This is a genomic window from Elongatibacter sediminis (assembly GCF_037892215.1).
Taxonomy (GTDB): domain Bacteria; phylum Pseudomonadota; class Gammaproteobacteria; order Xanthomonadales; family SZUA-36; genus Elongatibacter; species Elongatibacter sediminis.
This window is the reverse complement of record NZ_JAZHOG010000001.1, coordinates 304224-321357: the sequence shown is the minus strand read 5'-3', so window position 1 is coordinate 321357 and position 17134 is coordinate 304224. Positions and strand designations below refer to the sequence as shown.

At 63.0% G+C, this 17134-nt stretch carries 14 protein-coding genes; 4 read left to right on the top strand and 10 right to left on the bottom strand.

From position 1 onward, the window contains the following. Positions 1 to 36 precede the first annotated feature (36 nt). Both V3330_RS01275 and V3330_RS01270 read right to left on the bottom strand, forming a co-directional pair. Entirely contained in the window at positions 37 to 2628 is a 2592-nt protein-coding gene (locus V3330_RS01275; protein WP_354693563.1) for a TonB-dependent receptor, read from the bottom strand. A gap of 371 nt (positions 2629 to 2999) precedes the next feature. After that, positions 3000 to 3251 (bottom strand): hypothetical protein, encoded by a 252-nt coding sequence (locus tag V3330_RS01270; protein WP_354693562.1) that lies wholly within the window; start codon positions 3249 to 3251, stop codon positions 3000 to 3002. Between the two features lie 101 nt (positions 3252 to 3352). Between V3330_RS01270 and V3330_RS01265 the strand changes: the two genes are divergently transcribed. The 3 genes from V3330_RS01265 to V3330_RS01255 all read left to right on the top strand — a co-directional run bounded on the left by V3330_RS01265 (position 3353) and on the right by V3330_RS01255 (position 7391). Continuing rightward, on the top strand, positions 3353 to 4465 hold the full coding sequence (locus tag V3330_RS01265; RefSeq protein WP_354693561.1) for a cyclase family protein: 1113 nt from the start codon (positions 3353 to 3355) through the stop codon (positions 4463 to 4465). Between the two features lie 12 nt (positions 4466 to 4477). Beyond that, a complete protein-coding gene (locus V3330_RS01260; RefSeq protein WP_354693560.1) occupies positions 4478 to 6001 on the top strand; it encodes a UxaA family hydrolase in 1524 nt (507 codons plus the stop codon). 61 nt (positions 6002 to 6062) lie between these two features. Next, positions 6063 to 7391 carry a UbiD family decarboxylase gene (locus tag V3330_RS01255; protein ID WP_354693559.1) on the top strand — a complete coding sequence of 443 codons (1329 nt, stop codon included), beginning with the start codon at positions 6063 to 6065 and terminating at the stop codon, positions 7389 to 7391. Here V3330_RS01255 and gdhA read toward each other — a convergent pair. From gdhA to V3330_RS01230, 5 genes are all read right to left on the bottom strand, one after another. Next, positions 7388 to 8728, bottom strand: a complete 1341-nt coding sequence (gene gdhA, locus V3330_RS01250; protein ID WP_435791146.1) for an NADP-specific glutamate dehydrogenase — start codon at positions 8726 to 8728, stop codon at positions 7388 to 7390. The two genes, V3330_RS01255 and gdhA, sit on opposite strands and share 4 nt — an antisense overlap. A gap of 499 nt (positions 8729 to 9227) precedes the next feature. After that, a complete protein-coding gene (locus tag V3330_RS01245; protein ID WP_354693557.1) occupies positions 9228 to 9632 on the bottom strand; it encodes a DUF6522 family protein in 405 nt (134 codons plus the stop codon). Positions 9633 to 9659: 27 nt separating this feature from the next. Beyond that, a complete protein-coding gene (locus tag V3330_RS01240; RefSeq protein ID WP_354693556.1) occupies positions 9660 to 10097 on the bottom strand; it encodes an RrF2 family transcriptional regulator in 438 nt (145 codons plus the stop codon). Positions 10098 to 10247: 150 nt separating this feature from the next. After that, the gene (locus V3330_RS01235; protein WP_354693555.1) at positions 10248 to 12191 is read right to left on the bottom strand and encodes a cytochrome c/FTR1 family iron permease; all 1944 of its coding nucleotides are present in this window, start codon (positions 12189 to 12191) and stop codon (positions 10248 to 10250) included. Positions 12192 to 12420: 229 nt separating this feature from the next. Then, on the bottom strand, positions 12421 to 13599 hold the full coding sequence (locus V3330_RS01230) for a PrnB family protein (protein ID WP_354693554.1): 1179 nt from the start codon (positions 13597 to 13599) through the stop codon (positions 12421 to 12423). Between the two features lie 216 nt (positions 13600 to 13815). On the opposite strand from V3330_RS01230, the gene V3330_RS01225 reads away from it, so the two are divergent. After that, the gene (locus tag V3330_RS01225; RefSeq protein WP_354693553.1) at positions 13816 to 14283 is read left to right on the top strand and encodes an Lrp/AsnC family transcriptional regulator; all 468 of its coding nucleotides are present in this window, start codon (positions 13816 to 13818) and stop codon (positions 14281 to 14283) included. 19 nt (positions 14284 to 14302) lie between these two features. Here the strand turns inward: V3330_RS01225 and V3330_RS01220 are convergent, their stop codons facing one another. The 3 genes from V3330_RS01220 to V3330_RS01210 are packed head-to-tail and all read right to left on the bottom strand — an operon-like array spanning position 14303 to position 17131. Then, positions 14303 to 15478, bottom strand: coding sequence for a fumarylacetoacetate hydrolase family protein (locus V3330_RS01220; RefSeq protein WP_354693552.1), 1176 nt, complete (start codon positions 15476 to 15478; stop codon positions 14303 to 14305). Beyond that, complete coding sequence (locus V3330_RS01215) at positions 15462 to 16250, bottom strand: amino acid ABC transporter ATP-binding protein (RefSeq protein WP_354693551.1); 789 nt, start codon at positions 16248 to 16250, stop codon at positions 15462 to 15464. The genes V3330_RS01220 and V3330_RS01215 overlap by 17 nt, the downstream gene beginning before the upstream one ends. Continuing rightward, positions 16247 to 17131: an SDR family oxidoreductase gene (locus tag V3330_RS01210; protein ID WP_354693550.1), complete on the bottom strand. Its 885-nt coding sequence runs from the start codon at positions 17129 to 17131 to the stop codon at positions 16247 to 16249. The genes V3330_RS01215 and V3330_RS01210 overlap by 4 nt, the downstream gene beginning before the upstream one ends. Between the last annotated feature and the right edge of the window lie 3 nt (positions 17132 to 17134).

Below are 17134 nucleotides of genomic sequence, written 5' to 3'. Positions count from 1 at the left end.
TTTGGTGGGGCGGCGTTGTGGGCTTGGAGAGAGCCGTCAGAAGTTGTAGGAGATCGTGCCTCCGATCACCCGCGGATGCGGTTTCAGCCGGAAACCGCTGAGGCCGAAGTTGTCACCGGCGCTGGTGTAGTACTCCTCGTCAAAGACGTTCTCGACGAACACGGTGAGTTCCCAGCCCTCGCCGAACGTAACGCCGCCGCGCAAGTGGAACAGGTTGGTCGAAGGCGTTTTGAACGGGAAGCCGTCCGAGCGGTCCGGAATCTGCCCCACGACATTGTCGGGCGTGGCCGGCAGCAGGGGATCCAGCAGTACCAATTGGTTGCTGGTCTGCAGGTAGGTCACATCCTCGATGGTGGAGAATTGCGAGTCCAGGTATATATACTCGCCGCGGATGAAGGCCTCGTTGGCGCCCAGCGGCCAGCGGTACTCGGCCGCGAAGTTGGCCGAGAATTCCGGCGAGCGCGGCAGGGGTTCGCCTTCCAGGCTCACGGTCAGGTTGCCGCTGAGCCGCGCGGTGTCGTTACTGGTGATTTCCGTGTCCAGTACGCCGATGCCGCCCGTCAGGGTCAGGTTCTCGGTCGGGGCCGCGGCGAATTCCAGCTCGAAGCCCTTGGCTTCGGCGTCGCGCACGTTGATGGTCTTGGCGATGTTGGACGATGCGTCACCCGGTACCGCGAAGAAGAAGGTTTCGAGCTGCAGGTCGCTCCACTCGAGGTAGAACAGCGAACCGTTTACGCGCAACCGGTTGTCAAACCATTCCGTCTTGAAGCCGACTTCATAGTTCCACAGCACCTCGTCGTTGAAGGTCTCGTTGATCTCTTCACCGTTGGCCGAGTTGAAGCCCAGCGTGAAGCCGCCGGCCTTGTACCCTTTGGAGATCGTGCCATAAATGCGTGCGTCGTCATTGACCTGGTAGCCCACCGAGAAGCGGGGCGCGATGTCCTCAAAGGTCTTCTTGTTGGTGGTTGAAACCGGGGTCAGCCCACTCGGGTCGCTGGGATCCGGAATACGCGGTGTACGGAACAGTCCGAAACCGGTATACGAGCCAAAGACCTCGTCGTGGGTGTAGCGCGCGCCCACCGTGATGTCCAGTTGGTCGCTGGCGTGCCAGGTGTAGTCGGTGAAAATCGCATAGCTCTCCAGTTCGTTGCGCCGCAGGCCGCAACCCAGGCACAGCGGCTGCATGCCGTCGGGGGTCAGGTTGTACAGGAAGAATGGTTCTTCCGGGCTGCCGAGGTTGAACAGCGGAGGCAGGGCGCCGGTCAGGGCGAAATCGATCAGCCCGGGTCCGGTGATCGGAACGTCGGGGTTACCGCCCGGTACCGGACCGAGAAAGATTCCGGTGTCCAGCCCCGTGGTCACGCCGGTTACAACACCGATTCCGCCGCCGGGTGCATCCCATGGCTTGCCTTCGATCTTGTCGTCGGAGTACAGCGCACCGACCACCCAGTCGTACTGGTCGTTGGTGATCTCCAGGCGCAGTTCGCTGCTCCACGAGGAGCCGTCGACGGACTCGTAGCGGCGGACGAGATCTTCGGGTACCAGATCGTTGTCAAAAACTTTTTCGCGCTCGGTGTCGATCAGGCCCGTGATCCATTTCAGGGACATGGTGTCGCTGAAGGAGTGGGAGACGTTCAAAACGGCGATAGTGGTTTCGAACTCGTTCCTCTCGTCGATGGCCGTGTGCGCGACCTGATTGCGGTTGTTCGGCCAGAAGCCGATACCGTCATCGGGGGCAAAGGTCAGGCGATTGGGGTCGTTCGGGTCATTGAGAAAGAAGGTGGCCACCGAGTCGGTATCCCACACGCCCGACGGAACCGCTTCGTCCAGGCCCTGGTCTTCCTGGCTGTACATGACCATGAAGTCGACCGTGGTGTCTTCGGAGGCCAGCCAGCGTGCTGACCCGCGGAACATCGAATACTCGTGGCCGCTGTCGCCGCCGTTGGGCACGATGTTTTCCACCAGTCCGGAAGAGTCTTCGTAATAGGCCACGCCGCGCAGGAAGAAGTTTTCCGTGACCGGTGCGTTGAGCACCACGCCGACATCGTATTGCTCGCCGGCGTTGTCGAAGGAACGGGCGCCGAGGCGGACCGAACCCTCGAAGGTGTCGGTCGGCTTCTTGGTGGTCAGGTTGAGTGCGCCACCCACGGCGTTGCGGCCGAAGTAGGTGCCCTGGGGTCCGCGCAACACTTCGACCCGTGCCAGGTCGAGCAATTGCGGGTTGAGCGTGACGTTGGCGGTCGAAGCCACGCTGAATTCGTCGAGGTAGATGCCGACGGACTGAATGAAAGCGCTTTCGTCCGTATTGATGTTGCTCACGCCGCGCATGGAAATGCTGATGCCGCGGCTGCCGCCCTGCTGGCCGTCTTCGGTATAGCTGACATTGGGTGACAGGTTGAGGTACTGGGAAGCCTCGCGGATATTGGCTCGTTCCAGTTGCTCGGCGGTGAAGGCGGTGATGCTGACGGGTACTTCCTGGAGGCTTTGTTCACGGCGTTGCGCGGTGACGATGATCTCCTCCAAAGCCCCGGCTGCCTGTTCCTGTGCCTGTGCCGGTAGCGCGGTCAGCGGCGCGGTCACGACCGAGGCCAGCGCCAGCGACATCATGTGATTGACTGTGTGTTTCATTGTTCCCTCCGGTAGGGGTGTGAATTACATTCGGCTCAACGACTCCGTATTCTTTAACCTCATTATGGCGTTGTGTGCCAGAAAAAGTATATACACTTTTGTTCAGGTGTAAACAAAAGGCGTGACGGGCTTGCGTTCGGAGGGTTCATGAGAGCGTCGTAAGCAGTCTTCCTGAAGGGGGAGCGCCAGTATGAGAATTTCTCATGGCAGGCATCAGGATGCCTCGCCGCCGCTGGCTGGCCGCGTAGCCGGTGGTTGCGTTAATCTGGGTTGGCGCGCCGTGCGCTGCGGTAAGTGTTGGTTCTTCCGGGCCGGCCCATTCGGGAGGCGTCGAATCCGTCGGCGCGGCGCGGGCAGCGGCTGCCGGGCTGTCAGGATCGGGTCTTGCGCGCACGATGGCGGCGGCGGTACCGGATCAGGAAGAACGGAAAGCCGAGAAAATAGATCCATACCCGGGGATTGACGAGGGCCTTGCCGAGTCCGGATACGATGTCGTCCGGGCTTACATAGACCTTGCTTTCCATCGGCTGGTCCGGGTGGGAGTGCACGATCAGATGATCTTTTTTGTACTCGATCCGTCCGAAAACGAAGTCGATATCGGCGAGTCTGCTTTTGACTTTCATTCCGCTTTCCGGGTTAGAATGTGAGAAAGTTTATATATAAACATATTATCCCCGAAACCCGGGGTCGTGTCAAAAATCCAAGGCCCGGAGAACCGAAAATCATGCAGCCAACAAGGGTCCGACGCACCGTCGCTTGCGCCCGGTACAGGGTAGCCGTCCTGCTGTTTGCAGTCGTGGCCTGGAGCAGCGGGTTCGCCGCCGGGAATAATCCCGTCGACGAGGCCTGGTGGCCGTCGGTGCATGGTGCTGATGATCAGTTGGGCGCCATCCGTTCCATTACGCCGGAAAAACGCCTCGAGGCCGCGGGTTTGGTGCGGCAGGGCCGCACTCTCACCCTGGGTATGCCGTACCAGCGTGGCATGCCCATGATGTCCAGCCGCACTTTCAGCCTGATTATCCCCGGCGGAGGAAGGCCCGTTCACGGGCCGTATCCCTGGCAGGGTGATGATTTCCAGCTCACCTACAACGATGAGTTCATTGCCGGAGAACTCGGCCAGATCGGTACCCAGTTCGACGGTCTCGGTCATGTGATGGTGGCCGTGCACGGTCAGTCTGGCTGGCGCGATGGCAACTATTTGTACAACGGCCGCCGCCTGGAGGATTATTCGAATGGCTACGGCCTGCGGGTCAACGGGGTGGAGCACGCGGCCGAGGTGGGGTTTTTCACCCGCGGGGTTCTGATCGACATGCCGGCGTTGCTGGGCGTCGAACGCATGCAGGCCGGCCAGGAGGTCACCCTGGCTGATTACCGGGCCGCGCTCGATCGCCAGGGCGTCGACGAACCGGGTGCGGGCGATGTAGTTCTGATTCGAACCGGATGGATCCAGTTGTGGAAGAGCTACCTGGACGAGCACGGCCGCATCAGTGGTTCGACCGAAGAGGTGGCGGCGGCGAACGCACTTTACGGCTCGGCCGAACCCGGCGTGGCGCCGGAACTGTGCGACCACCTGGCCGGACGGGGCATCGCGATGCTGATGGCCGACCAGGGCGCGATCGAGCCGGTCGGCCTCGCGGCGGACGGCGCGCAGGAGGACACCGGGCCGTTTGGGTACTGTCACGTCAACCTGCTCGCTCGCCGGGGAATTTATTTGTTTGAAAACATAGATATGGAAGCGCTTTCCGAACAAGAAGTGTATGAGTTTCTGTTCACCTGGGCTCCCCTGAAACTGGTGGGTGCGACCGGTTCGCCGGGTAATCCGATGGTTGCCTGGTAGGCGGGCTGACCCATGAGTGAAATCAGTAGCCTGATTCGATTACACCCGGACGACAACGTCGCGATTGCCGTCCGCGCCCTGGAGCGTGGCGAGACCTTCGGGGAGTTTGCGGTGGTCGAGAACATTCCGGCTCTGCACAAGGTCGCGGTGCGCGACATCGGTGCGGGTGAGCGCGTGCTCAAATACCGTCAGACCATCGGGCTTGCCGAAGGCGAGATTCGGGCCGGCGCCCACGTGCACGATCACAATTGCCGGGTGGCCAGCCTGCAGCGGGACTACGATCCCTGCGGCGCGGCGCGGGTGACGGAGATCGTGCCCGAGACCGGCCGTGCGTTTTTTCAGGGGTTCAGGCGTGCGAACGGCAAGGTCGGAACACGAAACTTTTTGGGTGTAATCACCTCGGTGAATTGTTCCGGCACCGTCGCCAACCAGATCGCGGCGCGGTTGAATGCCTCCCAGGCCGTTGCGGAATCGGATCACATCGACGGCGTGGTGCCGTTGGTGCACGGCACCGGTTGCGGCATGCGGGCCGAGGGCGAGGGCTTCGAAACGCTGCGCCGCACCCTGCGCGGCTACGCGGCCCATCCCAACTTCGGCGGGGTGCTGATCGTCGGTCTCGGGTGTGAAGCGATGCAGATTGAACCCATGCTGGCCGAATACGGGCTCGCGGAATCCGACACCCTGCGTTACCTGACCATTCAGGACGCTGGCGGCACCCGTGAAGCCATCGAGCGCGGCCTGGGACTGTTCGGCGACATGCTGCCGGGGGTGGCCGGCGCGCGGCGGGAATCGGTGCCGGCCAGCGAACTGACGCTGGCTCTGCAGTGCGGGGGGTCCGATGCGCTGTCGGGCGTGACCGCCAATCCCGCCCTGGGCGCGGCGGTGGATCTGCTGGTGGCGCAGGGCGGGACGGCCATTCTGTCCGAAACCCCCGAGATCTACGGTGCGGAACATCTGCTGGTGAGCCGGGCGCGGGAGCCGGCCGTGGCCGAAGCCCTGATCGAGCGGGTGCGCTGGTGGGAGGACTACACCCGCCGCACCGGCGACGAACTGAACAACAACCCGTCACCCGGAAACCTCAAGGGTGGCCTGACGACCATTCTTGAAAAATCCCTCGGCGCGGTGGCCAAGGGGGGCAGCACCGACCTGTGTGGCGTGTACCGGTACGCGCAACCGGTGGATCGAAAAGGCCTGGTCTTCATGGACAGCCCGGGTTTCGACCCGGCCTCGGTGACCGGCCAGGTCGCCGCCGGCGCCAATGTCATCTGCTTTACCACCGGGCGCGGTTCGGCATTCGGCTTCAAACCGGTACCGTCCCTGAAACTGGCGTCCAATTCGGATATCTTCCGCCGCATGAGCGAAGATATGGATCTCGACTGCGGCGACATCGTCGAACGCGGCGTGGACGTGCAGGCCAAGGGGCGCGAGATTTTTCAGGCAGTGTTGGCGACGGCATCGGGGCGACCCACCCGCAGCGAAGAACTGGATTACGGACTGAACGAATTCACGCCATGGCAGATCGGCGCAGTGCTCTAGCCGGCCCGGGCGTGGCGGAAGCCTGGACGCTGCCGGTCATGCCGCATCAGAGGTCAAACGAATGAAGGAATTTCTTTCGCAATTGCGCCATTCCGGTGAATTGCTGGTGGTGGAACGCGAGGTCGATCCGCGGCATGAACTGGCCGCCGTCACGAAAAAAGCGCAGATGCAGGGCGATCAGGCTTTGCTGTTCGAGCGGGTTAGCGGCTCGAAACTGCCGGTGGCGACCAATCTCTACAACAGCCGGCGGCGCTTGTGCGAGTTGGCCGGGGCGCCGCTGGACGGATTCTGCCGGCACTGGTCGCAGCTGGTCGACGGCATCGGCGAAGGCGGCGAGGAGACCACCCGCGCCGCGCAAGACCCCGCGCCGCGGCGGGATGGCGCGCTCAGCGACCTGCCCCTGATTACCTACCACGGCAAGGATGCGGGCCCGTATTTCACGTCGGCCATTTACCTCGCCCGCGACCCCGGCAGCGGGGTGCCCAATCTGTCCTTCCATCGATCCATGTACGTCGCGGACGATGAACTCCGCATCCGTCTGGGCAGCAGCCACGATCTGGCACGTTACCAGCGACGGGCCGAAGAGAAGGGCGAAGCCCTGGAAGTCGCGCTGCTGATCGGGGTGGAACCGGCGGTGTTCCTGGCGGCGTGCACGTCGATTCCGCCGGCCTGGAGTGAACTGGACTTGGCGGCGCGAGTTGCCGGCCGGCCGATCGACATGGAACCCTGCGCGGGGCTGGAACTGGAGGTGCCCGCGTCGACCCAGATCGTGGTCGAGGGGCGTATCCTGCCACACGAACGGCGCCCGGAGGGGCCGTTCGGCGAGTTCCTCGGATATTACGTTCCGGAAGGTGAAAATCACGTGTTCCAGGTCGACCGGGTACGCTATCCCGAAGACGCGGTTTTTCACAGCCTGCTGTGCGGATCATCCGAGGACCTGGCACCGCTGGAAGCCGTCACGGCCGCACGGGTCTATCGGCACCTGGTGAATGCCGGCCTGCCGGGCATTCTCGATGTGAGTTGTTCCCCGGCCTTCATGAACACGACCATCCGCATCCGGCAGCAATTCGAAGGTCACGCCCGCCAGGTGATGCTGGCGGCCTTCGGCGCCAACATGGATTACAACCGCGCGGTGTTCGTGGTCGACGAGGACATCGACATAACCGACATGAACGAGGTGATGTGGGCCTTCCTGACCCGCGGCCGCGTGGACAAACGCGTGATGGTTCTGGACGACGTGCCCGGCTTCTACCGCGACCCGCACAAGGACTACTGGGGCCGCATCGGCGTGGATGCGACCATGCCGATGGACCGGCGCGAGGAATTCGAGCGCAAGACCGTCCCCGGTGTCGACGACATCGACCTGCGGGATTATCTGTCCGGCAGTTAGATCAGCCCCAGCGCCACCATGCCGCCGGCGACGCGCTGGAATCCGGCGATGTTCGCGCCCTTGACCAGGTCGCCTTCCGCGCCGAACTCGTCGGCGGTTTCAAAACACAGGCGGTGAATGCTGCGCATGATGTCGGCCAGGCGTTTTTCGGTGAAGTCCGCGGTCCACGAGTCGCGTGAGGCGTTCTGCTGCATTTCCAGTGCTGATGTCGCCACTCCGCCGGCGTTGGCGGCTTTGCCCGGACCAAACAGGATGCCTGCTTCCGTGAAGGCGCGCACGGCTTCGGGCGATGCCGGCATGTTGGCGCCTTCGGCCACCGCGATGCAGCCGTTCTCCAGCAGGGTCGCTGCATCCTTGCCGGACAATTCGTTCTGGGTGGCGCAGGGCAGGGCGATGTCGCAGGGAATCTGCCAGATCGTACCGCGATCCGAATGGCGGGCCCCGGGACGTTTCTCGGCATAACGCGTCAGCCGGGCGCGCTCCACTTCCTTGACCTGTTTGAGCAGGTCAAGATCGATGCCGTCGGCGTCGTGAACGTAGCCGTTCGAATCGGAGCAGGCGATGACCTTGACTCCCATGTCCTGCAACTTGCTGATGGCATAAATCGCCACATTGCCCGAGCCTGAGACAACGGCGCTGCGTCCCTCCGTCTCGAGGCCGCGCGATGCCAGCATGCATTCGAGAAAATAGACCAGGCCGTAGCCGGTCGCCTCGGTGCGCACCAGCGCACCACCCCATTGGGTACCTTTGCCGGTCAGCACGCCGGATTCGTAACGGTTGGTAATGCGTTTGTACTGGCCGAACAGGTAGCCGATCTCCCGCGTACTGACACCGATGTCACCGGCCGGCACATCGGTGTACTCGCCGATGTGACGGTACAGTTCGGTCATGAAGCTCTGGCAGAAGTGCATGATTTCGGCGTCCGAGCGGCCCTTCGGATCGAAGTCGCTTCCGCCTTTGCCGCCGCCGATGGGCAGGGACGTCAGTGCATTCTTGAATATCTGCTCGAAGCCCAGGAATTTGACGATGCCGAGGTTGACCGAGGGGTGAAAACGCAGCCCGCCCTTATAGGGCCCCAGCGCGCTGTTGAACTCGACGCGCATGCCCCGGTTGATGTGCACCTGTCCCGCGTCGTCGGTCCAGGGCACACGGAAGATAATCTGGCGTTCGGGTTCGCAGATGCGCTGGATGATTTTGCGCTCGGCGAACTCCGGATGTTTCGCAATCACCGGTCCGAGGGAATCGAGTACCTCGCGCACGGCCTGGTGGAATTCCACCTCGCCGGGATTGCGTTTCAGCACTTCGTCGTAAATGGGTTCCAGTTTTTCGTCGATCATGGTCATTCGCCTGGTCGCTCGCTGGCGACGGTCATTGTCAAATTGAAAATGGGTGTGGGTCTATCGAATGGGTGATCCGCGAGCCGGCTGGTTCTGCCTGTGGCTCCCCCGGTCATTGCAATCGTCCTTGGCCCCTTTCCCGGTCATTGCAATCGTCCTTGGCCCCTTTCCTGCTCCCTGCATGACTCGCGGCGCTGCATACGGGTCCTGCCCAGGCGTCCGTGGTCCGTGCGACACCGTAAGCAGAATGGTGATTACGAGGGTGTAGGCGGTTGTACAACTGGCCGCCGAAATGCATAACGCCGGGCTTCCCCAATCCCCATGGATTGTAGCCGCTATTTGATGGCCAGTGCGAAGCCGAAAACCTTTCGAATCCATGACCCGTTCCGACCCGGCAGGGAGGGCAGTCCGTGGTGCCGGTCATGGCCAGCATGCAAAGCGGAACCGTGGCGATGGCGTGCCCGGAAGCCCTGCCGGTGTGGGTGAAGCGTTCATTCGATCAGCGGGATGCATCGACATGAATGGCTACCGGATCACTGGCCGGAAACGTGTCGTCCAATGCCGCGTCCAACAGAGCATCGAGCCGCGCGCGCTGCTTTTCCCCGGCGTTTTCCGCTTTGTGGCGGCCCGTCTGCTCAGAGCGTGATGCGGAAGGCGGACTGTCCATCGTTGTGCAGTGCAGGACCTTGCCTGCGTGATCTGCGACGACCTGTACCCGCCGATCATTTGAAAAGAACGTCAGGCGCACCTTTCCGGCATCTTGTTCCGCCCCCTTTTCGAAGCGGCTCGTGATGGCGCCCCGGCGCATCTGTTGTTTCAGGTTCGCTTCGTCGAGCCCGAAAGCACGGGCGAGAACACGTGCATCAATCGATGCCGAGTCGTTCGTAACTGTGATCCGGTCCATATTCGTCTCCGCGGGTTGAAGTGCCGTTCATTCGGCGATGATCGGGGGGTGGATGGCACGGGCGCGATGCCACGCGCAATCTTCGATGGTCAGCTTGTCGAGTTCGTTGATAAAGGCTTCCTGAGCGGCGGCAAGCTGGGATTTCAGGCGGCAGTCGGGATTCAGCCGGCAGTGGCCGCCGTCTTCGCGAAAACACTCGACCAGGGGAATCCGTTGCTCCAGGTGGCGTACCACTTCACCGAGGGTGATGTTTTGTGGCTGGCGGCCCAGTGACAGACCTCCATTGCGGCCACGCTGGCTCTGCACGAACCCGCCCCGTGCCAGCGCTCGGACGACCTTTGCCAGGTGGTGTTGCGAGATGTCGAAGGTTGCTGCGATTTCACCGGTGGACACGGCGGTTCCGCGTGTTGCCGCCAGGTACATCAAAACCCGTAGACCGAAGTCTGTGAATGAAGTGATGCGCACACCGAACCTGCTGAATTAAATCGGTATAATAAATACCAATTATAGGCTGCGGTACCGGGTTTGTACAGGCTGGAACTGCAGTCCCTCAGCGAGTGGCGGTGAACGGGGAGCAATCCATTGCGCCCCGATGTTGCGGTTTCCCGCGCCGGGTCAGGCGCGACTGACCTTCGGGCGTGACGAGCGGAAGCCGTAGGCCAGGAGTATCAATGCCAGGCCGAGAACCGCAGCCTGTATCCCGAGCGTCTGCAGCGTCGGGTAAATTCCCAGAAAGTCGATACGCGGAAAGCCCACAGGGTCGATGGGCAGTTTTCCGGCTTCCTGCAGCGCGGCGACACCCTTGCCGGCGAAGATCACGGAAAGCCCGATCATGACGGCTGTCGTCGCCATGAAAAACTGTTTCAGCGGCAGACGGACACTGAAGCGGAAAATCACCCAGGCCAACACGGCGATCAGAATCAGTCCGACGGCGGCCCCGGTGACCAGCGAGCGCTCGGAGGCAGGCAGCGTGACCTGTGCAAACAATGCCTGAAAAAACAATACGGTTTCAAATACTTCGCGATAAACCGCAATAAATGCGATACCGGCCAGGGACCAGCGCCCGCGGCCACCCAGTGTCCGTTGCATGGTGGTTTGCAGATATTCCTGCCAGCGCCGGGCGCTCATGCGGTTGTGCATCCAGAAACCGATGTAAAACAGGATTCCGGCGGCCAGAAGCGCGGTCACGCCCTCGGTGATTTCACGGGTGGCGCCGGAAATGGTGATGAAAAACGTGGAAACGGCCCAGGTCACCAGGCCGGCCAGCAGTGCCGCGATCCAGCCACCGTGCAGCCACGGCAAGGCATCGCTTCGTCCGGTCCGGTTCAGAAGCGCAGCCATGGCACCGAGGACGAGAATGGCTTCCAGCCCTTCCCGGAGCAGAATCACCAGAGCGCTGAGGAAGGCGACTCCCGGTGAAAGTGATTCGGTGTCCTGGTAGTCACGGGCCTGCTGCAGCAGGTCGAGTGTTTGTTGACCGGCGGCGGCAATTTCGGATTCCGGCTGATTGGCGCGAATGGCGACGCGCAGCCGGGTCATGGATGTCTCGATGTCGCGGACCAGGTCCGGATGGGATGTGCTCAGCGCGGCTTCAGCCAGTTCGAATCCCTCCAGGTAGGCGTCGACGGCCGCATCGTGGGCGCTCTCCTGTTCACCGCCGGCGTAATGCTGCAGGCTCTGGCGAACTCCCGCCATGGCGATCGACAGCGGGTCGGCCCGGTTGATGGCGAGCTTGGCGGGTTGAGTCCGCAGCCAGGCATACAGGGCCGCCGTGTTCTCGCCCCGGTCTTGCTGAATGTTGCGCAGGGTGCCGGTTGTCACCTCGCGCAGGCCGGGCCGTTCCGCTTCCGGGGTCGCCTGCCAGGCCTGCTGTCCGCGTTCGAGGGTGTCGGCGCTGGCGTGCATGCCACCCACCAGGAATGCGAGCGACCACCGCTGGTCGGCGGTCAGTTGCCCGAAGGGTGGCATGGCGGTGCCTTCAACGCCAAGCGTGATGGTGTTGTACAGCCCGTACAGGCTGCGTGCCCGAGCGCGTTGCTCATCCGTGAAGTCGGTTGGGGCCGGGTTCATGTGCCCGGACGCGAGCGGACCGTTTCCCTGGCCCGAGATTCCGTGGCACCCGGCGCATTGATTCTGGTAGATCGGGCGAACGGAATCGGGGTCGGGCAGACGGGCAGGCACGGCTGTCAGCGCCGGTGATTGAAGCAATACGCTTGTCATTCGTTGCGCCGTTGCAGCGATCACCGCGGGATCGGTTCTGGAATCAATCCCCCGCGCCAGTTCTTCGACCAGCGACTGGAGTTGCTCTCGTGCGGTATCAGGTGGCAGCCGATCGATTTCGTTTCTGATCAGCCGGGTGAATTCCTGCATCTCGCCGTACTCGAATTCATCGATGATCTCGCCGTTCTGCACGGCAGCGGCGTAATCGACACCCACGTAGTCCACCAGTTGGCTCAATCGGGCGGGATTTCCGGATTCCCCGGCCAGTGCAGGGAGCATGAAGGCAATGCCCAGGAGCAAGAGGGCCAGCAGGGTTAATGGTTTCGGGGCGTGGTTCATTCGTTGCTTCTGGCGGGGTTCAGGTATTCAATGCACAGTTTAAATAATAATGATTCTCATTCATAGGCATGCTCCGGAATTGTTCCCGGGTCAGCCAGTGGGAAAGGCGCCGGTGGCCCGGCCGGAAGACACCGGCAGCCGATTGGAGCAAACAGGGGGCGGGCGCGGCGCGGTGTCCGGGTGCCGCAGGTTGCGGCACCCGTCGCCCGTCATGTGCCCGGGTGTGATCTCAGGCCGCGCTGAGTGTGCTGCGCAACTGCTCCAGCTCGCGGTGCCGGCTGGGGATGTCATCGCGCCGTTCGGCGGTGCGAAGGTCGCGGAGCCGCTGCAACGAGTCCAGCAGAACCGGCAGCGGTGGGCCGCTGGCGGTCAGGTTGTTCAGTCCCGATTCGGGCAGGGCGCCGGCCTGGCGTTCGATGTACTTGGTCACCAACTGGTCATGGTGCTGGGCGGCGCCGCGACCGTGTGCGTCCACCACCTCGAGGTAGGCGGCGAGATTGCGTTGATAGGTATCGGGCCGGCGTTTCGCACGGTGCAATTTGAGGAATGCGTTCAGGAAGGACTCACGCCGCATGCAATCCTTCAGGATCGCCTGGTCCTCGGGCTGCATGAACAGGAACTTGTCGTTGAGAATCTGGGCGTAGTCGGGGTTGTCCGCCGAGCACAGGCCCAACAGCACGTCGATGACGTTGATGCCGGCGAAATCACCGGCATTGGCGCCCCGGTACACCTTGGGGCCAACCCGGTACGGTTTGTAGTAAGGCCGCACGCAGTAGAAGAACCGGTCGGCGTCCAGTTCGCGAAACAGACGATCGTTCCAGGCGGTTACGTCGTCCAGCGCCGCTTTGGCCTCGCCAAACAGGTGCACTGCCAGCGGGTGCGCCACGCCCAGCGGCAGAATACGGCGCAGCGCGTCGGCGGCGCGCATGTAGGCGAACACGCCCAGGGTGTTGTAGTCGATGAATATGCGTTCGTCTTCGAGGCTGGTGAAGCTGCGGTAGGCGCCGTCGGGCGCGCTGTTGTTCGTGGTCAGGTGGCTGCTGGCGAAGCGCGGCGAGACACCCAGGGTCATGGACAGGTGCAGGGCCAGCGCGGAGGCTTCCAGCAGCGGTGAAGTCCGCTCGCGCGACGGCTCGGTGATCTCGTGGCGCCGGCAGGCGGCCATGTACAGTCCCACGCAGCCCAGCAGATCGTAGGCGGCTTCGAAACCTTCGTCGGTATTGCCCTCGACCAGCAGCGGCTTGATCAGGTCGCGTCCCTCGTCACGCAGGGCCCGGCGGAGATCCGCGCCGTCCGCGGGAATTTCGTGCCGCGCATCCTGCGCAAAGTAGATTTCCTCCAGTTCCGTGTTCATTTCACGGAATCCCGTGCGTATCCAGTGGTCCAGGGCTTCCGTATTGGGTGACATGTTGGCGCGCTCCTCTGCAGGCGTTGTTGGCGGTTGGCGGTCGGCGGAATCCGATCGCTGCTTTCGAGTCCGGGCTTGCCACGGTCTTCGAACACCGGGCCTGGCCCGGCATGGAAGAAATCGTATCCGCTAACTTTGAGAGATTGTGACCAAAATAGCCTCAAATCCTTACAGAAATATTGGAAATAACTCCAAATAATACGTAAATTAGAGAATATGACTCATAAACTGGATAGAACCGATCTGCGCATCCTCGATGCCCTGCAAACCGAGGGTCGAATTTCCAATGTCGAACTGGCCGAGCGGCTCAACCTGTCGCCGACGCCGGTGGCGCGGCGTTGGCGGCGTTTGGAGCGTGAGGGCTACCTGACCGGCTACTCCGCCCGGATCGATGCCGCGCGGGTCGGCCTGACCGTGACGTCCTATGTGTCGGTGCGTTTGCGGGCCAACGACTGGCGCACCGCGTCGGCATTCGAGGACGGGGTCAAAACCCTGCCCAATGTGATCGAGTGTTGCGTGGTTTCGGGTTCCAGCGATTACCTGTTGCGGGTGGTCGCGGCCAGCCTGGAAGACTACGAGCAGTTTCTCAAGCGTGAGCTGGCCGGCCTCGAAGCCGTGGCCTCGATCGATTCGACCATCGTGCTCAGCCAGGTGATCGAGCGGACGGAATTGCCGTTGGGTTGAACCGGGCGCTGGCCCGTTGTCAGCGTGAGCGGAAGTGCTCCAGCAGGGCGCCGATGCCGTACTCCCAGCGTGGAGCGTGGGAAGACCAGGTGACTTCGTTGCTCAGCGCGCCGAGCTGCGGCGAGGCGACGGTCACCCGGTCACCGGGGTGGTGGGTGAAACCCTTGCCGGCCCCGTCGCGGTCCTGGGTCGGGGCGATCAGCGATCCGAGATACAAGGCGAATCCATCGGGGTACTGGTGGTTGTCGCCGCAGGTCTGGGCCACGAGATCCTCCGGGTCGCGGCTCATCAGGGTCATGGAACTGGCGTCCCGAAAGTGGAAGCCCTCGTCGCCGTTGACCTCCAGTGACACTTCGGCGCTGCGGACATCGTCCAGCGTGAAATCTTCGTCGAACACGCGGATGAAGGGGCCGATGGCGGCCGACGCGGTGTTGTCCTTGGCCTTGCCCAGCAGCAACGCGCTGCGGCCTTCGAAATCGCGCAGGTTCATGTCGTTGCCGAGGCTGGCGCCGAGTATTTTCCCGCGGCTGTTGCACACGAGGACGATCTCCGGTTCGGAATTGTTCCATTCAGAATCTTCGCGGATGCCGATCCAGTCGCCCCAGCCTACCGCCGACAGGGGCGGGGCCTTGGTGAAGACCTCGGCGTCCGGACCGATGGCGACTTCCAGGTATTGCGACCACAGGCCTTCTTCGATCAGGTGCCGCTTGATGTCGGCCGCTTCCGCGCTGCCCGGGGTGACGTCGCTGAGGCGGTCGCCGAGCCGTTCGGCCAGGGTCGCACGGATGCGTTCGGCGGCCCGCAGATCGCCGCCGGCCTGTTCCTCGATGACGCGTTCCAGGACCGACACGGCGAAGGTCACGCCGCAGGCCTTGATGCATTGAAGGTCCACCGGCGAGAGCAGCGCGAGACCCGCATCCGTGTCATTGCGTGCCCAGGCCGGGGGGGCGAACACCGTGCTGACGGGCCCCAGGTCACGGCCTGCCGCGGCTCGCAGCCGGGCGGCCAGGTTCGGTCCCTCGCAGAGCTGTGAAATCGTGGGTGCGAGCGCACTGATGTCCAGCACGTGGCCATCACGGATCAACAGGGGCACGGGCCCGCCGGCCTCGGGGCTCCAGGCACGCGCCAGTAACAGGGCAGTCCCGGCGTCCTCGGGCAGCGCCTCCATCACATGGGTGTCAGGCGTTCGGTTCATCGGCGTCTCCGGTGATGACCTGGGAAAGAAAACGCCGGATGCGTTCATTGTCCGGACGGTCGAAAAAGCGTTCGGGGCTGCAGTCCGCCGCAATGCGTCCCTGGTCCATGAAAACCACGCGATCGGCAACCCGGCGGGCGAAGGCCATCTCGTGTGTCACGCAGACCATGGTCATGCCGGATTCGGACAGGGCGATCATCGTGTCCAGCACCTCGCCGATGGTTTCGGGGTCCAGCGCGGACGTCGGCTCATCGAACAGCATGATGGCCGGATCCATGCACAGGGCCCGGGCGATGGCCACCCGCTGCTGCTGTCCACCGGACAGTTGCGCGGGGAAACTGCCCCCGTAATCCGCCAGGCGGACTTTCTCCAGGTAATGGCGGGCGCGTTCCCGTGCTTCGGGCTCCGGGGACTTGCGCACCATGCGTGGAGCCAGGGTCAGGTTTTCCAGCACGGTGAGGTGGGGAAACAGGTTGAACTGCTGAAACACCATGCCCACGTCCTGCCGCAATTGGCGGATTTCACGATTGGAACGGGCAATCTGTCCCCGCACGGCGATGGTTCCGGACTGGTGTGGCTCCAGCGCATTGATGCAGCGGATCAGGGTGGATTTGCCGGATCCGGACGGGCCGCAGACGACCACGGTCTCGCCGTGCCGGATCGTCAGGTCAATGTCCTTGAGGACGTGAAGCTGGTCGTACCACTTGTTGAGACCGGTGATCTCGATGGCCGGGCCGGTCGCGGGTGTGCCCTCCGTGGACGCCGGGTTCATGATTGGGAATCCCCGGACGGGTCGCCGCCGGCCGGTCCTTCTTCCGGTCCGTCGCGTCCTTCCAGCCACCAGTCGATGCCGGACAGCCGGGTGAGCATTTCTGCGCGGCCGGCCGCATCCGCCTCGTCCAGGGTTCGGTCCATCAGTTCGGCCATCTCGCCGATGACGTGGCGGAACGGCGGGTCCGGGTCGTGGCTGATGTCGAGGATGGCGGAGGCGACTTCCTGCGGGTCGCCGCCGCCGGCCACCGATTCGTGGACCTTGCGATAACGGAAGGCCTGCAGGGCGGCGTAGGGGGAATCACCGGTGTGTTCGGGTTTCGACTCGAATCGCCGTTTGATGCCTGTGCGATACGCGCCGGGCGAGACCACGCTTACCCGTACTCCGAACCGGGCCACCTCGTAACGCAGGGCTTCCATGGCCATTTCCAGTGCCGCCTTGCTGGCGCAGTATGCGCCGTCGATGACCCGGCCGACGCGGGCGCCGATGGATGAGACGGAAATCACGTGTCCGGAGCCGTGCTCGCGCATCGACGGCAGCACGGCCCGGGCGAGCCGGATGGCACCGAAGAAATTGGTTTCAAGAACACGGCGGAACGCGGCCTCGTCCATGTCCTCGATCGCGCCGAGCAGATGGATACCGGCATTGTTTACCAGTACATCGATGCGGCCGTGATCATTCAGAACGCCGCTGACGCAGGCATCGATGGAGGCTCCGTCGGTCACGTCCAGCGCCCGCAACTCAATCCCGTCTCGGCCGGCGAGCGGGTGAGTGGATGGGTCCCGGGCGGTTGCGATGACCCGGTCGCCGTTGGCGGCGAAAGCGGCCGCGCACTCGGCGCCGAAGCCCGAGTTGCTACCGCTGATCAGAACGATTCTCACGAT

Excerpts from the sequence above, each read along its gene's own strand:
- V3330_RS01275 (WP_354693563.1), bottom strand. The coding sequence starts at position 2,628 with ATGAAACACACAGTCAATCACATGATGTCGCTGGCGCTGGCCTCGGTC.
- V3330_RS01270 (WP_354693562.1), bottom strand. The coding sequence starts at position 3,251 with ATGAAAGTCAAAAGCAGACTCGCCGATATCGACTTCGTTTTCGGACGG.
- V3330_RS01265 (WP_354693561.1), top strand. The coding sequence starts at position 3,353 with ATGCAGCCAACAAGGGTCCGACGCACCGTCGCTTGCGCCCGGTACAGG.
- V3330_RS01260 (WP_354693560.1), top strand. The coding sequence starts at position 4,478 with ATGAGTGAAATCAGTAGCCTGATTCGATTACACCCGGACGACAACGTC.
- V3330_RS01255 (WP_354693559.1), top strand. The coding sequence starts at position 6,063 with ATGAAGGAATTTCTTTCGCAATTGCGCCATTCCGGTGAATTGCTGGTG.
- gdhA (WP_435791146.1), bottom strand. The coding sequence starts at position 8,728 with ATGATCGACGAAAAACTGGAACCCATTTACGACGAAGTGCTGAAACGC.
- V3330_RS01245 (WP_354693557.1), bottom strand. The coding sequence starts at position 9,632 with ATGGACCGGATCACAGTTACGAACGACTCGGCATCGATTGATGCACGT.
- V3330_RS01235 (WP_354693555.1), bottom strand. The coding sequence starts at position 12,191 with ATGAACCACGCCCCGAAACCATTAACCCTGCTGGCCCTCTTGCTCCTG.
- V3330_RS01230 (WP_354693554.1), bottom strand. The coding sequence starts at position 13,599 with ATGTCACCCAATACGGAAGCCCTGGACCACTGGATACGCACGGGATTC.
- V3330_RS01225 (WP_354693553.1), top strand. The coding sequence starts at position 13,816 with ATGACTCATAAACTGGATAGAACCGATCTGCGCATCCTCGATGCCCTG.
- V3330_RS01220 (WP_354693552.1), bottom strand. The coding sequence starts at position 15,478 with ATGAACCGAACGCCTGACACCCATGTGATGGAGGCGCTGCCCGAGGAC.
- V3330_RS01215 (WP_354693551.1), bottom strand. The coding sequence starts at position 16,250 with ATGAACCCGGCGTCCACGGAGGGCACACCCGCGACCGGCCCGGCCATC.